The sequence below is a fragment of the Ectopseudomonas guguanensis genome (genome assembly GCF_900104265.1).
GTDB classification, from domain to species: domain Bacteria; phylum Pseudomonadota; class Gammaproteobacteria; order Pseudomonadales; family Pseudomonadaceae; genus Aquipseudomonas; species Aquipseudomonas guguanensis.
Genome location: NZ_FNJJ01000019.1, coordinates 17,225 through 34,260 on the forward strand (window position 1 = coordinate 17,225; position 17,036 = coordinate 34,260).

13 protein-coding genes are annotated in these 17,036 nt (G+C 66.5%); 3 read left to right on the forward strand and 10 right to left on the reverse strand.

What is annotated here, in order from left to right; translation table 11 throughout:
• Nucleotides 1-466: 466 nt before the first annotated feature.
• Together BLS61_RS22310 and BLS61_RS22315 are read right to left on the reverse strand one after the other, a co-directional pair.
• Nucleotides 467-1,033 carry a TetR/AcrR family transcriptional regulator gene (locus BLS61_RS22310; RefSeq protein WP_090434921.1) on the reverse strand — a complete coding sequence of 189 codons (567 nt, stop codon included), beginning with the start codon at nucleotides 1,031-1,033 and terminating at the stop codon, nucleotides 467-469.
• A 29-nt stretch (nucleotides 1,034-1,062) separates the two neighbouring features.
• Nucleotides 1,063-1,632: a PaaI family thioesterase gene (locus BLS61_RS22315; RefSeq protein ID WP_090434923.1), complete on the reverse strand. Its 570-nt coding sequence runs from the start codon at nucleotides 1,630-1,632 to the stop codon at nucleotides 1,063-1,065.
• Nucleotides 1,633-1,727: 95 nt separating this feature from the next.
• On the opposite strand from BLS61_RS22315, the gene BLS61_RS22320 reads away from it, so the two are divergent.
• Together BLS61_RS22320 and lpdA are read left to right on the forward strand one after the other, a co-directional pair.
• Entirely contained in the window at nucleotides 1,728-2,927 is a 1,200-nt protein-coding gene (locus BLS61_RS22320; RefSeq protein WP_090434927.1) for a Bcr/CflA family efflux MFS transporter, read from the forward strand.
• 14 nt (nucleotides 2,928-2,941) lie between these two features.
• Complete coding sequence (gene lpdA / locus BLS61_RS22325; RefSeq protein WP_090434931.1) at nucleotides 2,942-4,342, forward strand: dihydrolipoyl dehydrogenase; 1,401 nt, start codon at nucleotides 2,942-2,944, stop codon at nucleotides 4,340-4,342.
• Between the two features lie 252 nt (nucleotides 4,343-4,594).
• Here the strand turns inward: lpdA and BLS61_RS22330 are convergent, their stop codons facing one another.
• The 8 genes from BLS61_RS22330 to BLS61_RS22365 all read right to left on the reverse strand — a co-directional run bounded on the left by BLS61_RS22330 (nucleotide 4,595) and on the right by BLS61_RS22365 (nucleotide 15,793).
• On the reverse strand, nucleotides 4,595-4,960 hold the full coding sequence (locus BLS61_RS22330) for a DUF5064 family protein (protein ID WP_090434934.1): 366 nt from the start codon (nucleotides 4,958-4,960) through the stop codon (nucleotides 4,595-4,597).
• A 47-nt stretch (nucleotides 4,961-5,007) separates the two neighbouring features.
• Nucleotides 5,008-5,934 (reverse strand): carbamate kinase, encoded by a 927-nt coding sequence (gene arcC / locus BLS61_RS22335; RefSeq protein ID WP_090434937.1) that lies wholly within the window; start codon nucleotides 5,932-5,934, stop codon nucleotides 5,008-5,010.
• 181 nt (nucleotides 5,935-6,115) lie between these two features.
• Nucleotides 6,116-7,126 carry an ornithine carbamoyltransferase gene (locus BLS61_RS22340; RefSeq protein WP_090434940.1) on the reverse strand — a complete coding sequence of 337 codons (1,011 nt, stop codon included), beginning with the start codon at nucleotides 7,124-7,126 and terminating at the stop codon, nucleotides 6,116-6,118.
• Between the two features lie 64 nt (nucleotides 7,127-7,190).
• Complete coding sequence (gene arcA, locus BLS61_RS22345; RefSeq protein ID WP_090434944.1) at nucleotides 7,191-8,441, reverse strand: arginine deiminase; 1,251 nt, start codon at nucleotides 8,439-8,441, stop codon at nucleotides 7,191-7,193.
• Nucleotides 8,442-8,513: 72 nt separating this feature from the next.
• Entirely contained in the window at nucleotides 8,514-9,941 is a 1,428-nt protein-coding gene (arcD, locus tag BLS61_RS22350) for an arginine-ornithine antiporter (RefSeq protein WP_090434947.1), read from the reverse strand.
• Between the two features lie 428 nt (nucleotides 9,942-10,369).
• Complete coding sequence (gene putA / locus BLS61_RS22355) at nucleotides 10,370-14,305, reverse strand: trifunctional transcriptional regulator/proline dehydrogenase/L-glutamate gamma-semialdehyde dehydrogenase (protein WP_090434950.1); 3,936 nt, start codon at nucleotides 14,303-14,305, stop codon at nucleotides 10,370-10,372.
• A 472-nt stretch (nucleotides 14,306-14,777) separates the two neighbouring features.
• Entirely contained in the window at nucleotides 14,778-15,380 is a 603-nt protein-coding gene (locus BLS61_RS22360) for a LysE/ArgO family amino acid transporter (protein ID WP_090434954.1), read from the reverse strand.
• A complete protein-coding gene (locus tag BLS61_RS22365) occupies nucleotides 15,380-15,793 on the reverse strand; it encodes an ACT domain-containing protein (RefSeq protein ID WP_090434957.1) in 414 nt (137 codons plus the stop codon). Before BLS61_RS22365 ends, BLS61_RS22360 begins: the two co-directional genes overlap by 1 nt.
• Nucleotides 15,794-15,889: 96 nt before the next feature.
• Between BLS61_RS22365 and BLS61_RS22370 the strand changes: the two genes are divergently transcribed.
• On the forward strand, nucleotides 15,890-16,783 hold the full coding sequence (locus tag BLS61_RS22370) for a LysR family transcriptional regulator ArgP (RefSeq protein ID WP_090434960.1): 894 nt from the start codon (nucleotides 15,890-15,892) through the stop codon (nucleotides 16,781-16,783).
• Nucleotides 16,784-17,036: the final 253 nt, after the last annotated feature.

The window sequence follows — 17,036 nt, forward strand, 5'->3', positions numbered from 1 at the left end:
AATTGCGACGAAGCCTGCCTGCGTTCGTGGGGAAAGCTGGTGCGCACAGCGCACCCTACGAGTGGTCGCCAAGCGTAGGGTGCGACGCGCGCACCGCGGGTGATGCTGGTCTTCGAATTGCGAGGAACCCTGCCTGGGCTCGTGTGGAAGCTGGTGCGCTTAGCGCACCCTACGGGCAGAGCGTTGCCGAACGCGTAGGGTGCGCCGCGCGCACCGCGGGTGATGCTGGTCTTCGAATTGCGAGGAACCCTGCCTGGGCTCGTGTGGAAGCTGGTGCGCTTAGCGCACCCTACGGGCAGAGCGTTGCCGAACGCGTAGGGTGCGCCGTGCGCACCGCGGGTGACGCTGGTCTTCGAATTGCGACGAAACCCGCCTGCGTTCGTGTGGAATGCTGGTGCGCACAGCGCACCCTACGAGTGGTGGCCAAGCGTAGGGTGCGGTGCGCACCGTGGGTGACGCTGGGCTGCTAGCGGCCCTGCGCCTGCTCGATCAGCAGGCGGCGGGTGGTCTTGAGCAAGCGGTCGGACAGCTCCGGGTCCTTGACGCTGCGCGACAGCAGCAGGGCGCCGACCATGGCCGAGAGCAGCAGCACGCTCTGCTCGGCTGCGTCTTCTCCGGCAAGGTTCTCTTCGAGCAACGCCAGGCGCTCGCGGATCAGCGCGTCGGTGGTTTCGCTGGGCTCGCCACGCTGGCCCAGCTCGGCGGACATGGTCGGTAGCGGACAGCCGGCACCGGGGTTGGCGCGGTGCGCGCTGGACAGGTACCCGGCGATAAAGCGCGTCAGCGGCTCCTCGGCCTCTTTCGCCAGCGTCTCGGTGCTGGCGGACAGCTCCTGCACGGCATGGCGCAGGGCGGTTTCCACCAGATCGTCCTTGGACTTGAAGTGGGCGTAGAAGCCGCCATGGGTCAGGCCCAGGGCCTTCATCAGCGGCTGCAGGCCAGTGGCACCGACGCCGTCGCGGCGAAAGCGCAGGGCCGCTTCCTCGATGATGCGTTGGTGGGTCTTGGCCTTGTGATCTTCCGAATAGCGCATGGGCGTTCCCGTCTTTCAGATGCTGGCTGTCATCTTACACCTATGTCAGCGCCCTGGCGCGGGGCGGTCATGTCGAGAATCAGGCAGGTGGTGGAGGCGACGGCATAGAGGCGCTCGTCGACGTCGTACAGCCGCCCCTCGGCCAGGGCGGTGGAGCGGCCGAGGTGGACGATGCGGCCTTCGGCGCGCACCGGGCCGACTTCGCTGCGCAGTGCGCGGATGTAACTGACGCGCAGGTCGCTGGTGGTGTAGCCCTGGCCGGGCTTGAGCAGGGTGTGCACCGCGCAGCCCATGCAGGAGTCCAGCAGGGTGGCGATATAGCCGCCGTGCACGCTGCCCAGCGGGTTGTAGTGACGCTGGTCCGGCGTGCCCTGGAACACGAACAGGCCGCTGGCCCAGTGCACCGGGGTGAAGTCCAGCACCGCGCCGATCGGCGGCGAGGGCAGTTCGCCGCGGCCGATGCCAGCGAAGAAATCCATCGGCGCCATGGCGGCCACCTGCGCCAGGCTGAGGGTGCCGGGGGCGGCGAGCTGGCTGCGGATGGCCTGTTCTTCAGCGATCCAGGTGGCAAGGCGGGCATCTCGTGACAGGGCAGTCATGTGGGCTCCAAATAAATATGATGGACGACATTCAATGTTTCATATTATGGTCGAAATATAAATGACCGCCAGTCGTCGTCGAACGGAGCCTAGCCATGCAGCCATCCCGCGTTCTGTTGATCATCCTGATGCTGCTGACCGCGTTGGGGGAAACTTCCACGCAGTTGCTGATCCCAGCCCTGGGCGAGCTGGAGCGCGGGCTACAAGCCGAGCCTGGCAGCAGTCTGCTGGCGCTGTCGCTGTTCGTCGCGGCCTTCGGCCTTGGCCAGTTATGGCTCGGGCCACTGTCGGATCGCCTGGGGCGTCGGCCGGTGTTGCTGGGCGGCCTGAGCCTCTATCTGCTGGCCACTCTGGGCATGCTGCTGGCGCCGAACATCGAGGTGCTGATCGGCATGCGCGTGCTGCAGGGCCTGGGCGCCTGCGCGGCACTGGTGCTGGCGCGCGCCATCGTGCGTGACGTGTGGCAGGCCGAGGCGGGACCGGCCCTGGCAATGACGGTGCTGGGCATGTTCGCCGCCATCGTCCTGTCGCCGGTGGTCGGCGGCCTGCTGACCCAGTACGGCGGCTGGCGCGCGCCGCTGCTGGCCATCCTGGTGCTCGGCAGCCTGGCGCTGCTATCGGTGCTGGGTCGCTACCGCGAGACGCATCTCGGGCGTGATCCGCAGGCCGCCCGCCTCAAGGGGCTGCTGGCCAACTACCTGCAGGTCTGGCCCGGTTGCCGGGCGCTGGCGCTGACCATCGCCTGCACCTACGGCGCGATGTTCGTCGTGGTGGCTGGCTCGTCCTCGGTGTACATCGGCCTGTTGGGCCTCAGCGCCGCGCAGTACGGGCTGACCTTCGCCCTGATCGTTTCCGGCCTGCTGGGCGGTGCGCTGTTCACCCTGCGCAACGTGCAGCGCCTGGGGCCGCTGCGGGTGGTGGGCATCGGCGTGGCGCTGGTGCTGCTCGGCTCCTCGCTGACCCTGGCGGTCTACCTGCTGTTCGGCCTGTCGCTACTGGGGCTGTCGCTGCCGCAGGTGCTGGTGACGCTGGGCGGCGGCATGCTGCTGCCCGCCGCGGTGGCCGGTGCGGTGATTCCCAACCCGCAGCGCGCCGGGTTGGCGGCGGGGTTGATGGGCTTCTCGCAGATGGCCGGCGCCACCCTGGCCGGCCTGCTGCTCGGCGCCCTGCAGGATGGCTCGGCCTGGCCTATGGTTGCCTTGAATGCGTTGTTCGCCGTGCTGGCGTTTGTGTTCTTCCACTTCCTGCGCGCCCGCCCGGTGGTCACCGCTGCGGTGGCCGGCAAACTTCCCTGATTCGAGGAAAAGCTATGAGCAGCTATGACGTGGTCATCATCGGCGCCGGCCCCGGCGGCTACAACGCGGCCATCCGTGCCGGCCAACTGGGCCTGAAGGTGGCCTGCGTGGAGGGGCGCGAAACCCTCGGTGGCACCTGCCTGAATGTCGGCTGCATGCCGTCCAAGGCCCTGCTGCATGCCTCCGAAATGTACGAGGCGGCGGCCGGCGGCGAACTCAGAGCGCTGGGCGTGGAGGTCACGCCGACGCTGAATCTGGCGCAGATGATGAAGCAGAAGGCCGCCAGCGTCGAAGCGCTGACCAAGGGCGTGGAGTTCCTGTTTCGCAAGAACAAGGTGGAATGGGTCAAAGGCTGGGCGCGTATCGACGGGCCGGGGCGGGTGCAGGTCAGGCTGAGCGAGGGCGGCGAGCGCCTGCTGGAGACGCAGAACATCGTCATCGCCAGCGGTTCGGAGCCGACCCCGCTGCCGGGCGTGGCGATCGACAACGCGCGCATTCTCGACTCCACCGGCGCGCTGTCGCTGCCCGAGGTGCCCAGGCATCTGGTGGTGATCGGGGCCGGCGTGATCGGCCTGGAGCTGGGCTCGGTGTGGCGCCGTCTGGGCAGCCAGGTCACCGTGGTGGAATACCTCGAGCGCATCTGTCCCGGTCTGGACGGCGAGACGGCCAAGACCCTGCAGCGCACCCTGAGCAAGCAGGGCATGAGTTTCAAGCTGGGTACCAAGGTCACGGGCGCGAAGGCGAGCAAGTCCGGCGTGACCCTGAGCCTGGAGCCGGCAGCAGGCGGCGCGAGCGAGACGCTGGAGGCCGACTACGTGCTGGTGGCCATCGGTCGGCGACCCTACACCGAGGGGCTCGGCCTGGAGAGCGTCGGCCTGAGCACCGACAAGCGCGGCATGCTCGCCAATGACAAGCAGCACAGTGGCGTACCCGGCGTGTGGGTCATCGGCGACGTCACCTCCGGGCCGATGCTGGCGCACAAGGCCGAGGACGAGGCGGTGGCCTGCATCGAGCGCATCGCCGGGCATGCCGCGGAGGTCAACTACGGGGTCATCCCCGGGGTGATCTACACCCGTCCGGAGGTGGCCAGTGTCGGCAAGGGCGAGGAGGAGCTGAAGGCCGAAGGTCGCGCCTACAAGGTCGGCAAGTTTCCTTTCACGGCCAACAGCCGGGCGAAGATCAACCACGAGACCGAGGGTTTCGTGAAGATTCTCGCCGACGCCAACACCGACCAGATTCTCGGCGTGCACATGATCGGCCCGAACGTGGGCGAGCTGATCGGCGAGTATTGCGTGGCCATGGAATTCTCCGCCTCGGCCGAGGACATCGCGCTGACCTGCCATCCGCACCCGACCCGCTCGGAGGCAGGGCGTCAGGCTGCCATGGGTGTACATGGCTGGACCATGCAGGCATGAGAGGAGCCGTAGCGTGAGCCGTGCGCACCGGCATCTCCAGCGGTGCTTTTGGTGTGGCCATGCCCCTGTTAGCTGTTGCTAGGGGTCCAAGGAAGGCTCGTGAGCCTTGTAGGGTGGGCCAGGCGGCGATCCGCTTTAGCCCACGCCAACCACCGCTGGTGGGCTAAAGCCCACCCTACGGGCTGGGTGGCTGTGCGCGCCGGGCGTTACGTCGATTCAGTGATCGCATCGGTGCGCACGGCGCCCCCTGCCTCAGAGCACGTGGTCGAGATTGACCGGCTCGCCCGGCTGGGCATTGAGCTTGGTGCGGATATCGGCGAACACCTTGTCGTATTCGTCGTGGCCGCGCATCACCGGGCTGGCGTTGGGGGGCAGGCCGTGGCGGGCCGCAACGCGGGTGGCCACGCTGGCGAAGTTGAAGGCGACGTCGCGATGCAGCTCGAACTCTTCCTCGAAGTGCCTGCCGTCCACTTCGCCGACCAGGCGCATGTGCAGCATCGGCCCCTGCTGCGGGTCCTTGCGGACTTCGTAATAGAAGTCCACCGAGAAGGGCGGCAGCAGGCGCATATGCTCTGGGCGGTCGTTGTTGTCACGGTGCAGATGACCGGGGGTGAACATCTTCGGTGCTCCTGCGAAAAGCGGCGGGGCCGAAGCCCCGTATTTGCTCAGTAGTATTGAATGCCCTGGACTTCCAGGCTGATGCGCGTGCCCGAACGGCCCTGAACGATAGCTTCGATATTCTCCAATGAGCCGATCACCGCCCTGCTGCCGGTGTTGCGCGCGAACTCGCAGGCAGCCTGTACCTTCGGTCCCATGGAGCCGGCGGCGAAGCCGAGCTTGTCGATCTCGTCGGGATGGGCGGCGGCGATGGATTTCTGCGTCGGCTTGCCCCAATCGATATAGGCCGCATCGACATCCGTGGCGATCACCAGCAGATCGGCGTTGAGCTGTTCGGCCAGCAGGGCCGAGCACAGGTCCTTGTCGATCACCGCCTCGACGCCATGCAGCTTGTTGCCTTCGTACATGGTGGGGATGCCACCGCCGCCGGCGCAGATCACCACGCTGCCCTTTTCCAGCAACCACTTGATCGGGCGAATCTCGAAGATGCGTTGCGGCCGGGGGCTGGCCACCACGCGGCGGAACTTGTCGCCGTCCGGAGCGATGCTCCAGCCCTTTTCGGCAGCCAGGCGTTCGGCCTCTGCCTTGTCGTAGACCGGGCCGATGGGCTTGGTCGGTTTCTTGAAGGCCGGGTCGGCGCTGTCGACTTCGACCTGGGTGAGAATGGTGGCGAAGGGCACTTCGAACGGCAGCAGGTTGCCCAGCTCCTGTTCGATCATGTAGCCGATCATGCCTTCGGTCTCGGCGCCGAGCACGTCCAGCGGGTAGGGGTTGGCCGCGTCATAGGCGTTGCCCTGCAGGGCCAGCAGGCCGACCTGCGGGCCGTTGCCGTGGGCGATCACCAGTTCGTTGCCGGGCGCCACCTTGGCGATCTGCTTGCAGGCGATGCGCACGTTTTCCCGTTGGTTTTCCGCGGTCATGGCTTCGCCGCGGCGAAGCAGGGCGTTGCCGCCCAGGGCGATGACGAGTCGCATGGTGTTCTCCTTGTTCGTGTTCGTAGCCCGGATGCAATCCGGGGCAGGGGAGCGGCCATTCCCGGATTGCATCCGGGCTACGTGAATGTGTTGCCGGTCAGACCCTCTCCCCCGGCCCCTCTCCCATAAATGGGAGAGGGGAGACAAGCTCATCCCCGGATTGCATCCGGGCTACGTCAACCTAGATATCAGCCAGGGTCGAGACCAATATCGCCTTTATGGTGTGCATGCGGTTTTCCGCCTGCTCGAAGGCGATGTTGTAGGGCGACTCGAACACGTCCTCGGTGACCTCGATGCCGTTCTTCAGGTGCGGGTACTGTTCGGCGATCTGCTTGCCGACCTTGGTTTCGCTGTTGTGGAAGGCCGGCAGGCAGTGCATGAACTTGGCTCGCGGGTTGCCGGTGGCCTTCATGATGTCCATGTTGACCTGGTAGGGCAGCAGCTCCTTGATGCGCTCTCCCCAGGCTTCCACCGGCTCGCCCATGGAGACCCAGACGTCGGTGTGGACGAAGTCGACGCCCTTGACCGCTTCCCTGGCGTCCTCGGTGAGGGTGATGCGCGCGCCGCTTTCCTCGGCGAATTGCTTGCAGGCGGCGACATGCTCGTCGCTCGGCCACAGCGCCTTGGGCGCGGCGATGCGCACGTCCATGCCGAGCTTGGCGCCGATCAGCAGCAGCGAGTTGCCCATGTTGTTGCGCGCATCGCCCAGGTAGGCGTAGCTGATCTCGTGCAGCGGCTTGTCGCTGTGTTCGCGCATGGTCAGCACGTCGGCGAGCATCTGCGTCGGGTGGTATTCGTCGGTCAGGCCGTTGAACACCGGCACGCCGGCGTAGCTGGCCAGTTCCTCGACGATCTCCTGCTTGAAGCCGCGGTATTCGATGGCGTCGTACATGCGCCCGAGTACGCGGGCGGTATCCTTCATCGATTCCTTGTGGCCGATCTGCGAGGAGCCCGGGTCGATGTAGGTGACGTTGGCGCCCTGGTCGTAGGCAGCCACCTCGAAGGCGCAGCGGGTGCGGGTGGAGGTCTTCTCGAAGATCAGCGCGATGTTCTTGCGCTTGAGGTGCTGCTGCTCGGTGCCGGTGTACTTGGCGCGCTTGAGGTCGCGCGACAGGTCGAGCAGGTAACGCAGCTCGCGGGTGCTGTGGTGCATCAGGCTGAGCAGGTTACGGTTGTGCATGTTGAACGCCATGGTTCTTTCTCCTCGTGGGCAGCTGAAACGCCCCGGCAGCGGATGGCCGCCGGGGTTGGCTGGATCAGTAATCGATCGGGTCGCGGATGATCGGGCAGGTCATGCAGTGGCCGCCGCCACGGCCACGGCCCAGTTCGCTGGCGCTGATGGTGATGACTTCCACGCCGGCCTTGCGCAGCAGCGTATTGGTGTAGGTGTTGCGGTCGTAACCGACCACCACGCCGGGTTCGAGGCAGACCACGTTGTTGCCGTCGTCCCATTGCTCGCGCTCGGCCTCGTAGGCGTCGCCGCCGGTTTCCACCACGCGCAGCTTCTTCAGGTTGAGCGATTCGGCGACCACGTCGAGGAAGGGCTTGTCCTCGCGGCGCAGGTCGATGCCGCCGGGGCGGCTTTCGTCCGGGCGCAGGACGAAGGGCACGATGGAGTTGGCCACTTCCGGGAAGATGGTCACCAGGTCGCGGTCGCAGAAGCTGAACACGGTATCCAGGTGCATGGCCGCGCGCGATTTGCCCAGGCCTGCGACTATCACCCGCTCGGCCGCGCCCTTGGCGAACAGCGCCTGGGCCACCTGGCCGATGGCCTGGTGCGAGGTGCGCTCGCCCATGCCGATCAGCACGGTGCCGTTGCCGATGGGCATCACGTCGCCGCCTTCCAGCGTCGCAGCGCCATGATCCCGGTCCGGGTCGCCGTACCAGATTTCGAAGGGTTCGTTGGCGAAGTCCGGGTGGAATTGGTAGATGGCCGTGGTGAGCAGGGTTTCCTGACGGCGTGCCGGCCAGTACATGGGGTTGAGGGTGACGCCGCCGTAGATCCAGCAGGTGGTGTCACGGGTGAACTGGGTGTTGGGCAGCGGCGGGAAGATGAAGCTGGACTCGCCCAGATAGGCGTTGAACATCTTCGCGGCTTCGGAATCCTTGTGCCTGACCAGGTCGGCGCCGGAAACGCCGCCGATCAGGAACTCGGCGATCTTGCGTGGCTCCAGGCCTTCGATGAAGGAGCGCACTTCGTTCTGCAGGCCGAGGCCGACGCTGTTGGGGGTGATCTTGCGGTCGAGAATCCACTTCAGCGCATGGGGATCGCGCACGGTCTCTTCCAGCAGGTTGTGCATCTCCACCACCTCGACGCCGCGCTCGCGCATCTTGGTCATGAAGTCGAAGTGGTCGCGCTTGGCCTGCGATACCCAGATCACGTCGTCGAACAGCAGTTCGTCGCAGTTGTTCGGGGTCAGGCGCAGGTGTGCCAGGCCTGGCGAGCAAACCATCACCTTGTGCAGCTTGCCGGCTTCGGAATGAACGCCTAGGGCTTTCTTGGACATGTCGAACTCCTTCTCGTAGAGCGAGTTTTCAGGCTGGCCGGCGGCCCCTGCGGGCCGCTCGCGGCCAGCGTTTCAGAGACTCAGGAAGCCGTCATAGAGCCCGTAGGCAGCGATGGCGGCACCGATCAGCACGGCGACGAAAATGATCTTCTCGACACCGGTGAAGATGGGTTGGCCCAGCTCGCGCTTGGCCTTGGCGAAGAGGATCGCGCCAGGGGCATAGAGCAGCGCCGAGAGCAGCAGGTACTGCACGCCGGCGGCGTACACCAGCCACACCGCGTACAGGGTGGAGATGCCCGCGATCAGCAGATCCTTGTTGCGCTCGCCATTGGCCTGCTCGTAGGTCTCGCCACGCACTGCCAGCAGTACCGCATAGGCGCTGGACCAGAAGTACGGCACCAGAATCATCGAGGTGGCCAGGTACAGCAGGCTGAGGTAGGTGGAAGCGTTGAACAGGGTGATGATCAGAAACAGCTGGATCAGCCCGTTGGACAGCCACAGCGCATTGGCCGGAACGTGGTTGGCGTTCTCCTTGCGCAGGAACTCCGGCATGGTGTGGTCGCGCGCGCTGGCGAAGAGAATCTCCGCGCACAGCAGGGTCCAGGACAGCAAGGCGCCTGCCAGCGAGACGATCAGGCCGATGGCGATCAGTTGCGCGCCCCAGGGGCCGACCACCTGCTCCAGCACGCCTGCCATCGACGGGTTCTTCAGCCCGGCCAGTTCGGCCTGGGCCAGGATGCCCTGGCTCAGCACGTTGACCAGCACCAGCAGCAGGAGCACGCCGACGAAGCCGATCACCGTGGCCTTGCCGACGTCGCTGCGTTTCTCGGCGCGGGCAGAGAAGATGCTCGCCCCCTCGATGCCGATGAACACCCAGACGGTGACCAGCATCATGTTGCGCACCTGATCCATCACGCTACCCAGTTCCGGGTTGCCGCTGCCCCAGAAGTCCGCAGTGAACACGTCCAGCTTGAAGGCGATGGCGGCGATGACGATGAACAGTGCCAGCGGCAGCATCTTGGCGATGGTGGTCACGGTGTTGATAAAGGCCGCTTCCCTGATCCCACGCAGCACCAGAAAGTGCAGCAGCCACAGCAGCACCGAGGCACCGATCACCGCCGGCAGGGTGTTGCCTTCGCCGAATACCGGGAAGAAGTAACCCAGGGTGGAGAACAGCAGCACCATGTAGCTGACGTTGCCGATCCAGGCGCTGATCCAGTAGCCCCAGGCCGAGGAAAAGCCCATGTAGTCGCCGAAGCCGGCCTTGGCGTAGGCGTAGACCCCACCGTCGAGTTCGGGCTTGCGGTTGGCCAGGGTCTGGAACACGAAGGCCAGGGTCAGCATGCCGACACCGGTGATCAGCCAGCCGATCAGGGTGGCACCGGCGCTGGCGCTGGCGGCGATGTTCTGGGGAAGGGAGAAGATACCGCCGCCGACCATGGAGCCGACGACCAGTGCGATCAGCGCACCGAGGCGGAGTTTTTGCGTCGAGTCAGACATCTCAATTACCTCCGTGTCACAAGGGGACATAGGTATTGAGCGCGTTTGGCGAGCACTGCGTCCTGACCTGAATCAATAGTCAGGGTTCGTCAACGCATCTCCGTTGAGTCGCGTTGTCGAGCACCCGAAAAGCTTCAGGACTGCTGCTCCGGCTGGCGCAGCGAAGCGCCGCTCCTGAACGATAGTCGGAACTTTTCGGCACGCAATGATGGCAATTTGAGATGGATTGCCTTGGGAAATGAGCGGGGCGTTTGGCCCCGCGCGGAGCACCGGCCGGGTAGGCTGGCGCAGACCCGAAGGTCACGAGGAGAGAACACGGCGCCGGGCGGGTAACCCCTGCAGGCAGTCGCGCCGTGTGGGTGCAGCATGCCGTGGAAAGCTTTCAGCCAGCTTTCCACGGCGTTTCCGACCTGTGACGGTCGAAAGTCTCAGCCGATGGTCATCAGGCTGGCGTTGCCGCCGGCGGCTGCGGTGTTGACGCTCAGGGCGTGTTCGATCAGCAGGCGCTCCAGCGGGATGTCGGTTTCGCCCTTGTTCAGCCCGTGCACGCCGACGATGGCGCCCTTGCGCTGCGCCGCCTGCTCGCTCACCGCGCGCAGCTGGTCGGAATCGCCGTGGTGCAGGATGGCGTCCAGCTCCACGTCGATGCTGTTCCAGTCGGCCACCAGCTGGATGTGCTTCTGCACTTCCTTCGGCAGTTCGGCGTGCAGCGCGCGCTGGCTGTCCAGCCAGATCGCCTTGCTACCCACCGCCAGGGTGGCGGCCAGCTGGGCCAGCAGGTCGCTGCGCTCGTCGGCCAGGTTGAGCACGCGCTCGCGCGGCAGCAGGCTGTAGCTGTTGCGCTCGCCGGTCGGGCCGGTCAGGGTGTGGCTGCTGTAGCTCTGCGACAGCGTGCGGTACTGCTCGAACAGCGCGGCGATGCCCGGCTCCTGCTTGCTCGCCCACTCGGCGAAGGCGGTGCGCACCTTGTCCAGCTCGCTCGGAACCGGCAGTGCCTGCACCTCGGCCTGTTGCAGGTAATTGGCGACGGCCTCCTGCGGACGGGTCGACAGCAGGCGATACAGGTACAGCGGGCCGCCGGCTTTCGGGCCGGTGCCGGACAGACCTTCACCACCGAACGGCTGCACGCCGACCACGGCGCCGACCATGTTGCGGTTGACGTACAGGTTGCCGACCTTGGCCGTGCTCACCACCTGGGCGATGGTCTCGTCGATGCGGGTGTGCACGCCGAGGGTCAGGCCGTAGCCGCTGTCGTTGATCTGCTGCAGCAGCTTGCCCAGATCGGCACGGGCGTAGCGCACCACGTGCAGCACCGGGCCGAAGATCTCGCGCTTCATCTCGTCGAAGCTGTCCAGCTCGATCAGGGTCGGCACGACGAAGGTGCCGCGCTTGATGTCGTCAGCGTTGACGCGCGCCAGTTGGGTGACCTTGCGGCCCTTCTCACGCAGCTTGGTGATGTGGGTTTCGATGCCGGCCTTGGCCTCGGCGTCGATCACCGGGCCGATGTCGGTGTTCAGGCGCTCCGGGTTGCCCAGGCTGTATTCGGCCATGGCGCCCTTGAGCATGGTCAGCACGCGATCGGCCACATCGTCCTGCACGCACAGCACGCGCAGGGCCGAGCAGCGCTGGCCGGCGCTGTCGAAGGCGGAGGCGACCACGTCCATCACCACCTGCTCGGTCAGCGCCGAGGAGTCGACGATCATGGCGTTGAGACCGCCGGTCTCGGCGATCAGCGGAATGGTGCGGCCCTGAGCATCCAGGCGCCCGGCGATGTTGCGCGCCAGGATGCCGGCCACTTCGGTGGAGCCGGTGAACATCACCCCACGCACGCGTTCGTCACCCACCAGGCGCGCGCCGACGGTTTCGCCACGGCCCGGCAGCAGCTGCACGGCGCCAGCCGGTACGCCGGCCTCGCGCAGGATGCGCACGGCCTGCGCGGCGATCAGCGGGGTCTGCTCGGCCGGCTTGGCCAGCACGGTGTTGCCGGCGGCCAGCGCGGCGCAGACCTGGCCGGTGAAGATCGCCAGCGGGAAATTCCACGGGCTGATGCACACCACCGGGCCCAGCGGGCGGTGGCTGTCGTTGCCGAAGCTGCGCGCCTGGATCGCGTAGTAACGGAGGAAGTCCACCGCCTCGCGCACTTCGGCGATGGCGTTGGCGAAGGTCTTGCCGGACTCGCGTACCAAGAGGCCCATCAGCTGCTGCAGCTCGGCTTCCATCAGGTCGGCGGCGCGCTCCAGCACGGCGGCGCGCTCGGCCGGCAGGGTGGACTGCCAGATCTGCCCGCTGGCCAGGGCGCAGAGCAGGGCGCTGTCGACATCCTTGACGCTGGCTTCGCGCACATGGCCGACCAGGTCACGATGATCGGCCGGGTTGCGTACCGGCTCCGGCTCGCCCGGGTTGGCGCCATCGCAGCCGAGCATCGGCTCGGCCAGATAGCTCTGGTTGACGGTGGACAGCAGTGCCGAGGACAGCGAGCCGAGGCGATGTTCGTTGGCCAGATCCAGGCCCGAGGAGTTGACTCGATCCTTGCCGTACAGGTCGCGCGGCAGCGGGATGCGCGGGTGCGGCAGACCGACGGCACCTTCCTGTGCGGCCATCTGCTCGACCTGCAGCACCGGGTCGAGCACCAGGTCTTTGAGCGAGATGCTGTGGTCGGCGATGCGGTTGACGAAGCTGGTGTTGGCGCCGTTTTCCAGCAGGCGGCGTACCAGGTAGGCCAGCAGGGTTTCATGGCTGCCCACCGGTGCATAGATGCGGCACGGGCGGTTCAGCTTGCCGTCGGCGACCTTGCCCACCACCTGCTCGTACAACGGCTCGCCCATGCCATGCAGGCACTGGAACTCGTACTGGCCCGGGTAGTAGTTCTGCCCGGCCAGGTGGTAGATGGCCGACAGCGAGTGGGCGTTGTGGGTGGCGAACTGCGGGTAGATGGCTTCCGGCGCGGCCAGCAGCTTGCGCGCACAGGCGATGTAGGACACGTCGGTGTACGGCTTGCGGGTGTACACCGGGTAGCCTTCCAGGCCGTTGACCTGAGCCAGCTTGATCTCGCTGTCCCAGTAGGCGCCCTTGACCAGGCGGATCATCAGGCGATGACGGCTGCGCTTGGCCAGGTCGATGACGTAGTCGATCACGTACGGGCAGCGCTTCTGGTAGGCCTGGATGACGAAACCGATGCCGTTCCAGCCGGCCAGCGATGGCTCGAAGCACAGGCGCTCGAGCAGGTCCAGCGACAGCTCCAGGCGGTCGGCTTCCTCGGCGTCGACGTTGATGCCGATGTCGTACTGCTTGGCCAGCTGGGTCAGGCCCAGCAGGGTCGGGTACAGCTCGTCCATCACGCGCTCGTACTGGGCGCGGCTGTAGCGCGGGTGCAGGGCGGAGAGCTTGATCGAGATGCCCGGGCCTTCGTAGATGCCGCGACCGTGAGAGGCCTTGCCGATGGCGTGGATGGCCTGCTCGTAGGAGGCCAGGTAGCGCTTGGCATCTTCCTCGGTCAGCGCGGCTTCACCGAGCATGTCGTAGGAGTAGCGGAAGCCCTTGGCCTCCAGGTTGGCGGCGTTGGCCAGGGCTTCGGCGATGGTCTCGCCAGTGACGAACTGCTCGCCCATCAGGCGCATGGCCATGTCCACGCCCTTGCGGATCACCGGCTCGCCGCTCTTGCCGATGATGCGGTTGAGCGCCGAGGTCATGCCGGCCTCGTTGTGGGTGGACACCAGCTTGCCGGTAATCAGCAGGCCCCAGCTCGCCGCGTTGACGAACATCGACGGGCTTTGGCCGAGGTGCTGGCTCCAGTTGCCGTTGGCGATCTTGTCGCGGATCAGCGCGTCGCGGGTGGCCTTGTCGGGGATGCGCAGCAGGGCTTCGGCCAGGCACATCAGCGCCACGCCTTCCTGCGACGACAGCGAGAACTCCTGCAGCAGGCCTTGCACCAGGCCCTGGCGGCCGCTGGCGTTCTTCTGGTTGCGCAGCTTCTCGGCGATGCCCAGCGCCAGCTTCTGCGAGGCCTCGGCCTGTTCCTTGCTCAGGCGCGCCTGCTCCAGCAGCATTGGCACCACTTCGGTTTCCGGGCGGCGGTAGGCGCTGGTGATGGCGGCGCGCAGTACCGACTGCGGCAGGATGCTCTCGGCGAAGTCGAGGAACACCTGCAGGCCCTGCTCGGTCAGCGACTCCAGGGCTTCCTCACCGGCGGCAGCGGCCAGGCCGGCATGCTCGGCGGGCGTCAGGCCACTCTCGACTTGCTCCAGATAATTGAAGATCGCCTGCTTGATCATCCAGTGCGGGGTGCGATCGATCTGCGCAGCGGCCTTTTTCAGGCGCTCACGGGTGGCATCGTCGAGTTTTACGCCAAGAGTGGTGGTAGCCATTTCTTATACCTGTGGTTACGAGCGTAGCTAACGCGAAAGGGCGCAGATTAAACCCGCTCAAGCGTTGGGTGCAACCAGGTGCAACCAATAATTGTCGCGCGGCGACGGACGTCATCTGTGCGCTCGAAGCGCCGGTATACAAGGCGTTGCGGGTGGTGGTGGCGTTTCCCTGGGCGCGGCAGGGCGAGCTGGGCATAAGCCGGACTCCCGGGCTTGGGGCGACCGCCAGGCGGTCGGGTGCAACCGAAGGTTCTGCAGTGGGTTCACCCGGCTGTCGGTTGCCGGCGACTGGTGCTACCCATTCAAGGTAGATCCAGCAGGTGGACGTTGCACCGCCGAGCGATGAGCGCGCCACGGATCGCGCTGCGACTGCGTACGCCGTGCACGTTGCCCAGCTACCTCGCAGATGCGTAGCCCGGATGCAATCCGGGGCCTGTGATTCCCCGGCTTGCATCCGGCCATGGGAGAGAGCCTACAACCCGCCCAGAATCAGTTGTGCGGCCACGGCGAACATCATCGCCGCCACGCCCAGATCGATCAGCCGCCAAGTCAGCGGTCGCGCCAGCCAGGGTGCGAGCCACGCCGCGCCGAGCGCCAGGCTGGTGAACCAGAGCAGGGAGGCACTGGCCGCCCCGGCGGCATAGGCGCCGGGCTCGGGCTGCTGGGCACCGAGCGAGCCGATCAGCAACACGGTATCGAGATAGACGTGCGGGTTGAGCAGGGTGACCGCCAGCGCTGCGAGCATCACCGCCCGCAAGGAGCGCGGTTCGTTATCCGTTGCTTGCAGTGACTGCGGACGCGCGGCGCGCAGCAGCGCCTGGCTGCCATACCAGAGCAGGAACGCAGCGCCGCCCCAGCGGGCGATGGCCAGCAGCGTCGGGCTCTGCGCCAGCAGTGTGGCCAGGCCGAACACGCCGGCCGCCACCAGCACGGCATCGCAAAGGATGCACAGCGCCGCCACCGGAATGTGGTGCTCGCGGCGCAGGCTCTGCGCCAGGACGAAGGCATTCTGCGCGCCGATGGCCATGATCAGGCCGATGGCGACCAGCAGGCCGTTGCTGTAGCTCTGCCACATCACACCGGCTCCGGCAGGGCGGCGGCCGACAGCGCGCGCAGGGTCGACAGCGCCCGTTCGGCGCGCTCGATGGGTACGAAGAGGTGGTCGTGATGAAAGCCGGCGACCACGTTGCAGCTCACCCCGGCCTGCGCTAGGGCGGCGGAGAAGGAGGCGGTCAGGCCCACGGCTGCCAGCGAGGAGTGCACCTGCAGGGTGATCCAGGCCGCCACGAAGTCGTAGCGCAGGCCATGGGCGTCGGCGACCTCGCACGGCAGCACCAGGCTCAGGCCTTCGGCTTCGCGCAGGCTGGCGATGGGCTGCAGGGCGCTGCAGTCATGGTCGGCAGCAACGCAGCAGAACACGTACTGACCGGGGTTGAGCTGCGGCGTCATGCTCTGCAGCAAACGTGAGAGATCGGTTTCGCCGGCCATCTTGAGCTCCAGAGGTGAGGTGGATGCTGGCGAGTCTGCGGCGCGCAGGTGTATAAGAGAAACAAATAATGCTGATCGCTCATTAGGAAAATCGATTTGTTCGATTACAAACTCCTGGCTGCCCTGGTGGCGGTGGTGGAACAGGCCGGCTTCGAGCGCGCGGCGCAGGTGCTGGGCCTGTCGCAATCTGCCGTTTCGCAGCGAATCAAGCTGCTCGAGGCGCGGGTCGGCCAGCCGGTGCTGGTGCGCGCGATGCCGCCGGCGCCTACCGAAATCGGCCGGCGTCTGCTCAACCATGTGCAGCAGGTGCGCCTGCTCGAGCGCGACCTGCAAGGGCAGGTGCCGGGGCTGGATGAACAGGCGCTGCCCGAGCGTCTGCGCATTGCCATCAACGCCGACAGCCTGGCCACCTGGTGGGCCGCCGCGACGACCGAGTTCTGCGCGACCCGGCAGGTGCTGATGGAGCTGGTGGTGGAGGATCAGGAGGTTGGCCTCAAGCGCATGCGCGCCGGCGAGGTGGCCGGCTGCGTGTGCGCCGCCGAGCGCCCGGTAGCCGGCGCGCGCAGCCTGGCGCTGGGGGCGATGCGTTATCGCGCGCTGGCCAGTCCTGGCTTCGTCGCCCGGCATTTCGCCAACGGCGTCAGCGCCGAGACGCTGGCGCGGGCGCCGGCCATCGTCTTCGGCCCGGACGATCAGTTGCAGCACCGCTACCTGGCCGGGCTGGGGGTGACGGGGGCATTCGCCTATCACCTGTGCCCTTCGTCGGAAGGTTTCGTGCGCCTGACCGAGGGCGGCCTGGGTTGGGGACTGGTGCCGGAGCTGCAGGTGCGTGACGAACTGGCCAGCGGCAGGTTGGTGGAGCTGGTGCCCGAGCGCTTCATCGACGTGTCTTTGTACTGGCATCACTGGCGCAACGGCGGCGAGCTGCTGGCCGGCCTCACCGAGCACCTGCGCCGCGCCACCGCCGGCACACTGGTACAGGCGAGGTAGGGTGCGCTGCGCGCACCAAGGTGATGAGACGGGGAATGGTGGCCTGGATCGATTCCAGGCGCGGGATGAAGGTGGGTATCCCGCGATGGGCTGGTGCGCACGGCGCACCCTACGGCCATGCGTACGGCTGGGTGGACGAGGTCTGCCGGGTCGTAATGCTGGCCGCCGCCGGCTAGGTGCTTTGCGGTCCGTAGGGTGCGCCGCGCGCACCAATTGGGGGATGTGACGGGATGGTGAGATTGGCTCGCGTCGA

Coding starts and splice junctions, on each gene's coding strand:
- BLS61_RS22310 (WP_090434921.1), bottom strand. CDS start 1,033: ATGCGCTATTCGGAAGATCACAAGGCCAAGACCCACCAACGCATCATC.
- BLS61_RS22365 (WP_090434957.1), bottom strand. CDS start 15,793: ATGGCCGGCGAAACCGATCTCTCACGTTTGCTGCAGAGCATGACGCCG.
- BLS61_RS22315 (WP_090434923.1), bottom strand. CDS start 1,632: ATGACTGCCCTGTCACGAGATGCCCGCCTTGCCACCTGGATCGCTGAA.
- BLS61_RS22360 (WP_090434954.1), bottom strand. CDS start 15,380: ATGTGGCAGAGCTACAGCAACGGCCTGCTGGTCGCCATCGGCCTGATC.
- arcC (WP_090434937.1), bottom strand. CDS start 5,934: ATGCGACTCGTCATCGCCCTGGGCGGCAACGCCCTGCTTCGCCGCGGC.
- arcD (WP_090434947.1), bottom strand. CDS start 9,941: ATGTCTGACTCGACGCAAAAACTCCGCCTCGGTGCGCTGATCGCACTG.
- lpdA (WP_090434931.1), top strand. CDS start 2,942: ATGAGCAGCTATGACGTGGTCATCATCGGCGCCGGCCCCGGCGGCTAC.
- BLS61_RS22340 (WP_090434940.1), bottom strand. CDS start 7,126: ATGGCGTTCAACATGCACAACCGTAACCTGCTCAGCCTGATGCACCAC.
- arcA (WP_090434944.1), bottom strand. CDS start 8,441: ATGTCCAAGAAAGCCCTAGGCGTTCATTCCGAAGCCGGCAAGCTGCAC.
- putA (WP_090434950.1), bottom strand. CDS start 14,305: ATGGCTACCACCACTCTTGGCGTAAAACTCGACGATGCCACCCGTGAG.
- BLS61_RS22330 (WP_090434934.1), bottom strand. CDS start 4,960: ATGTTCACCCCCGGTCATCTGCACCGTGACAACAACGACCGCCCAGAG.
- BLS61_RS22320 (WP_090434927.1), top strand. CDS start 1,728: ATGCAGCCATCCCGCGTTCTGTTGATCATCCTGATGCTGCTGACCGCG.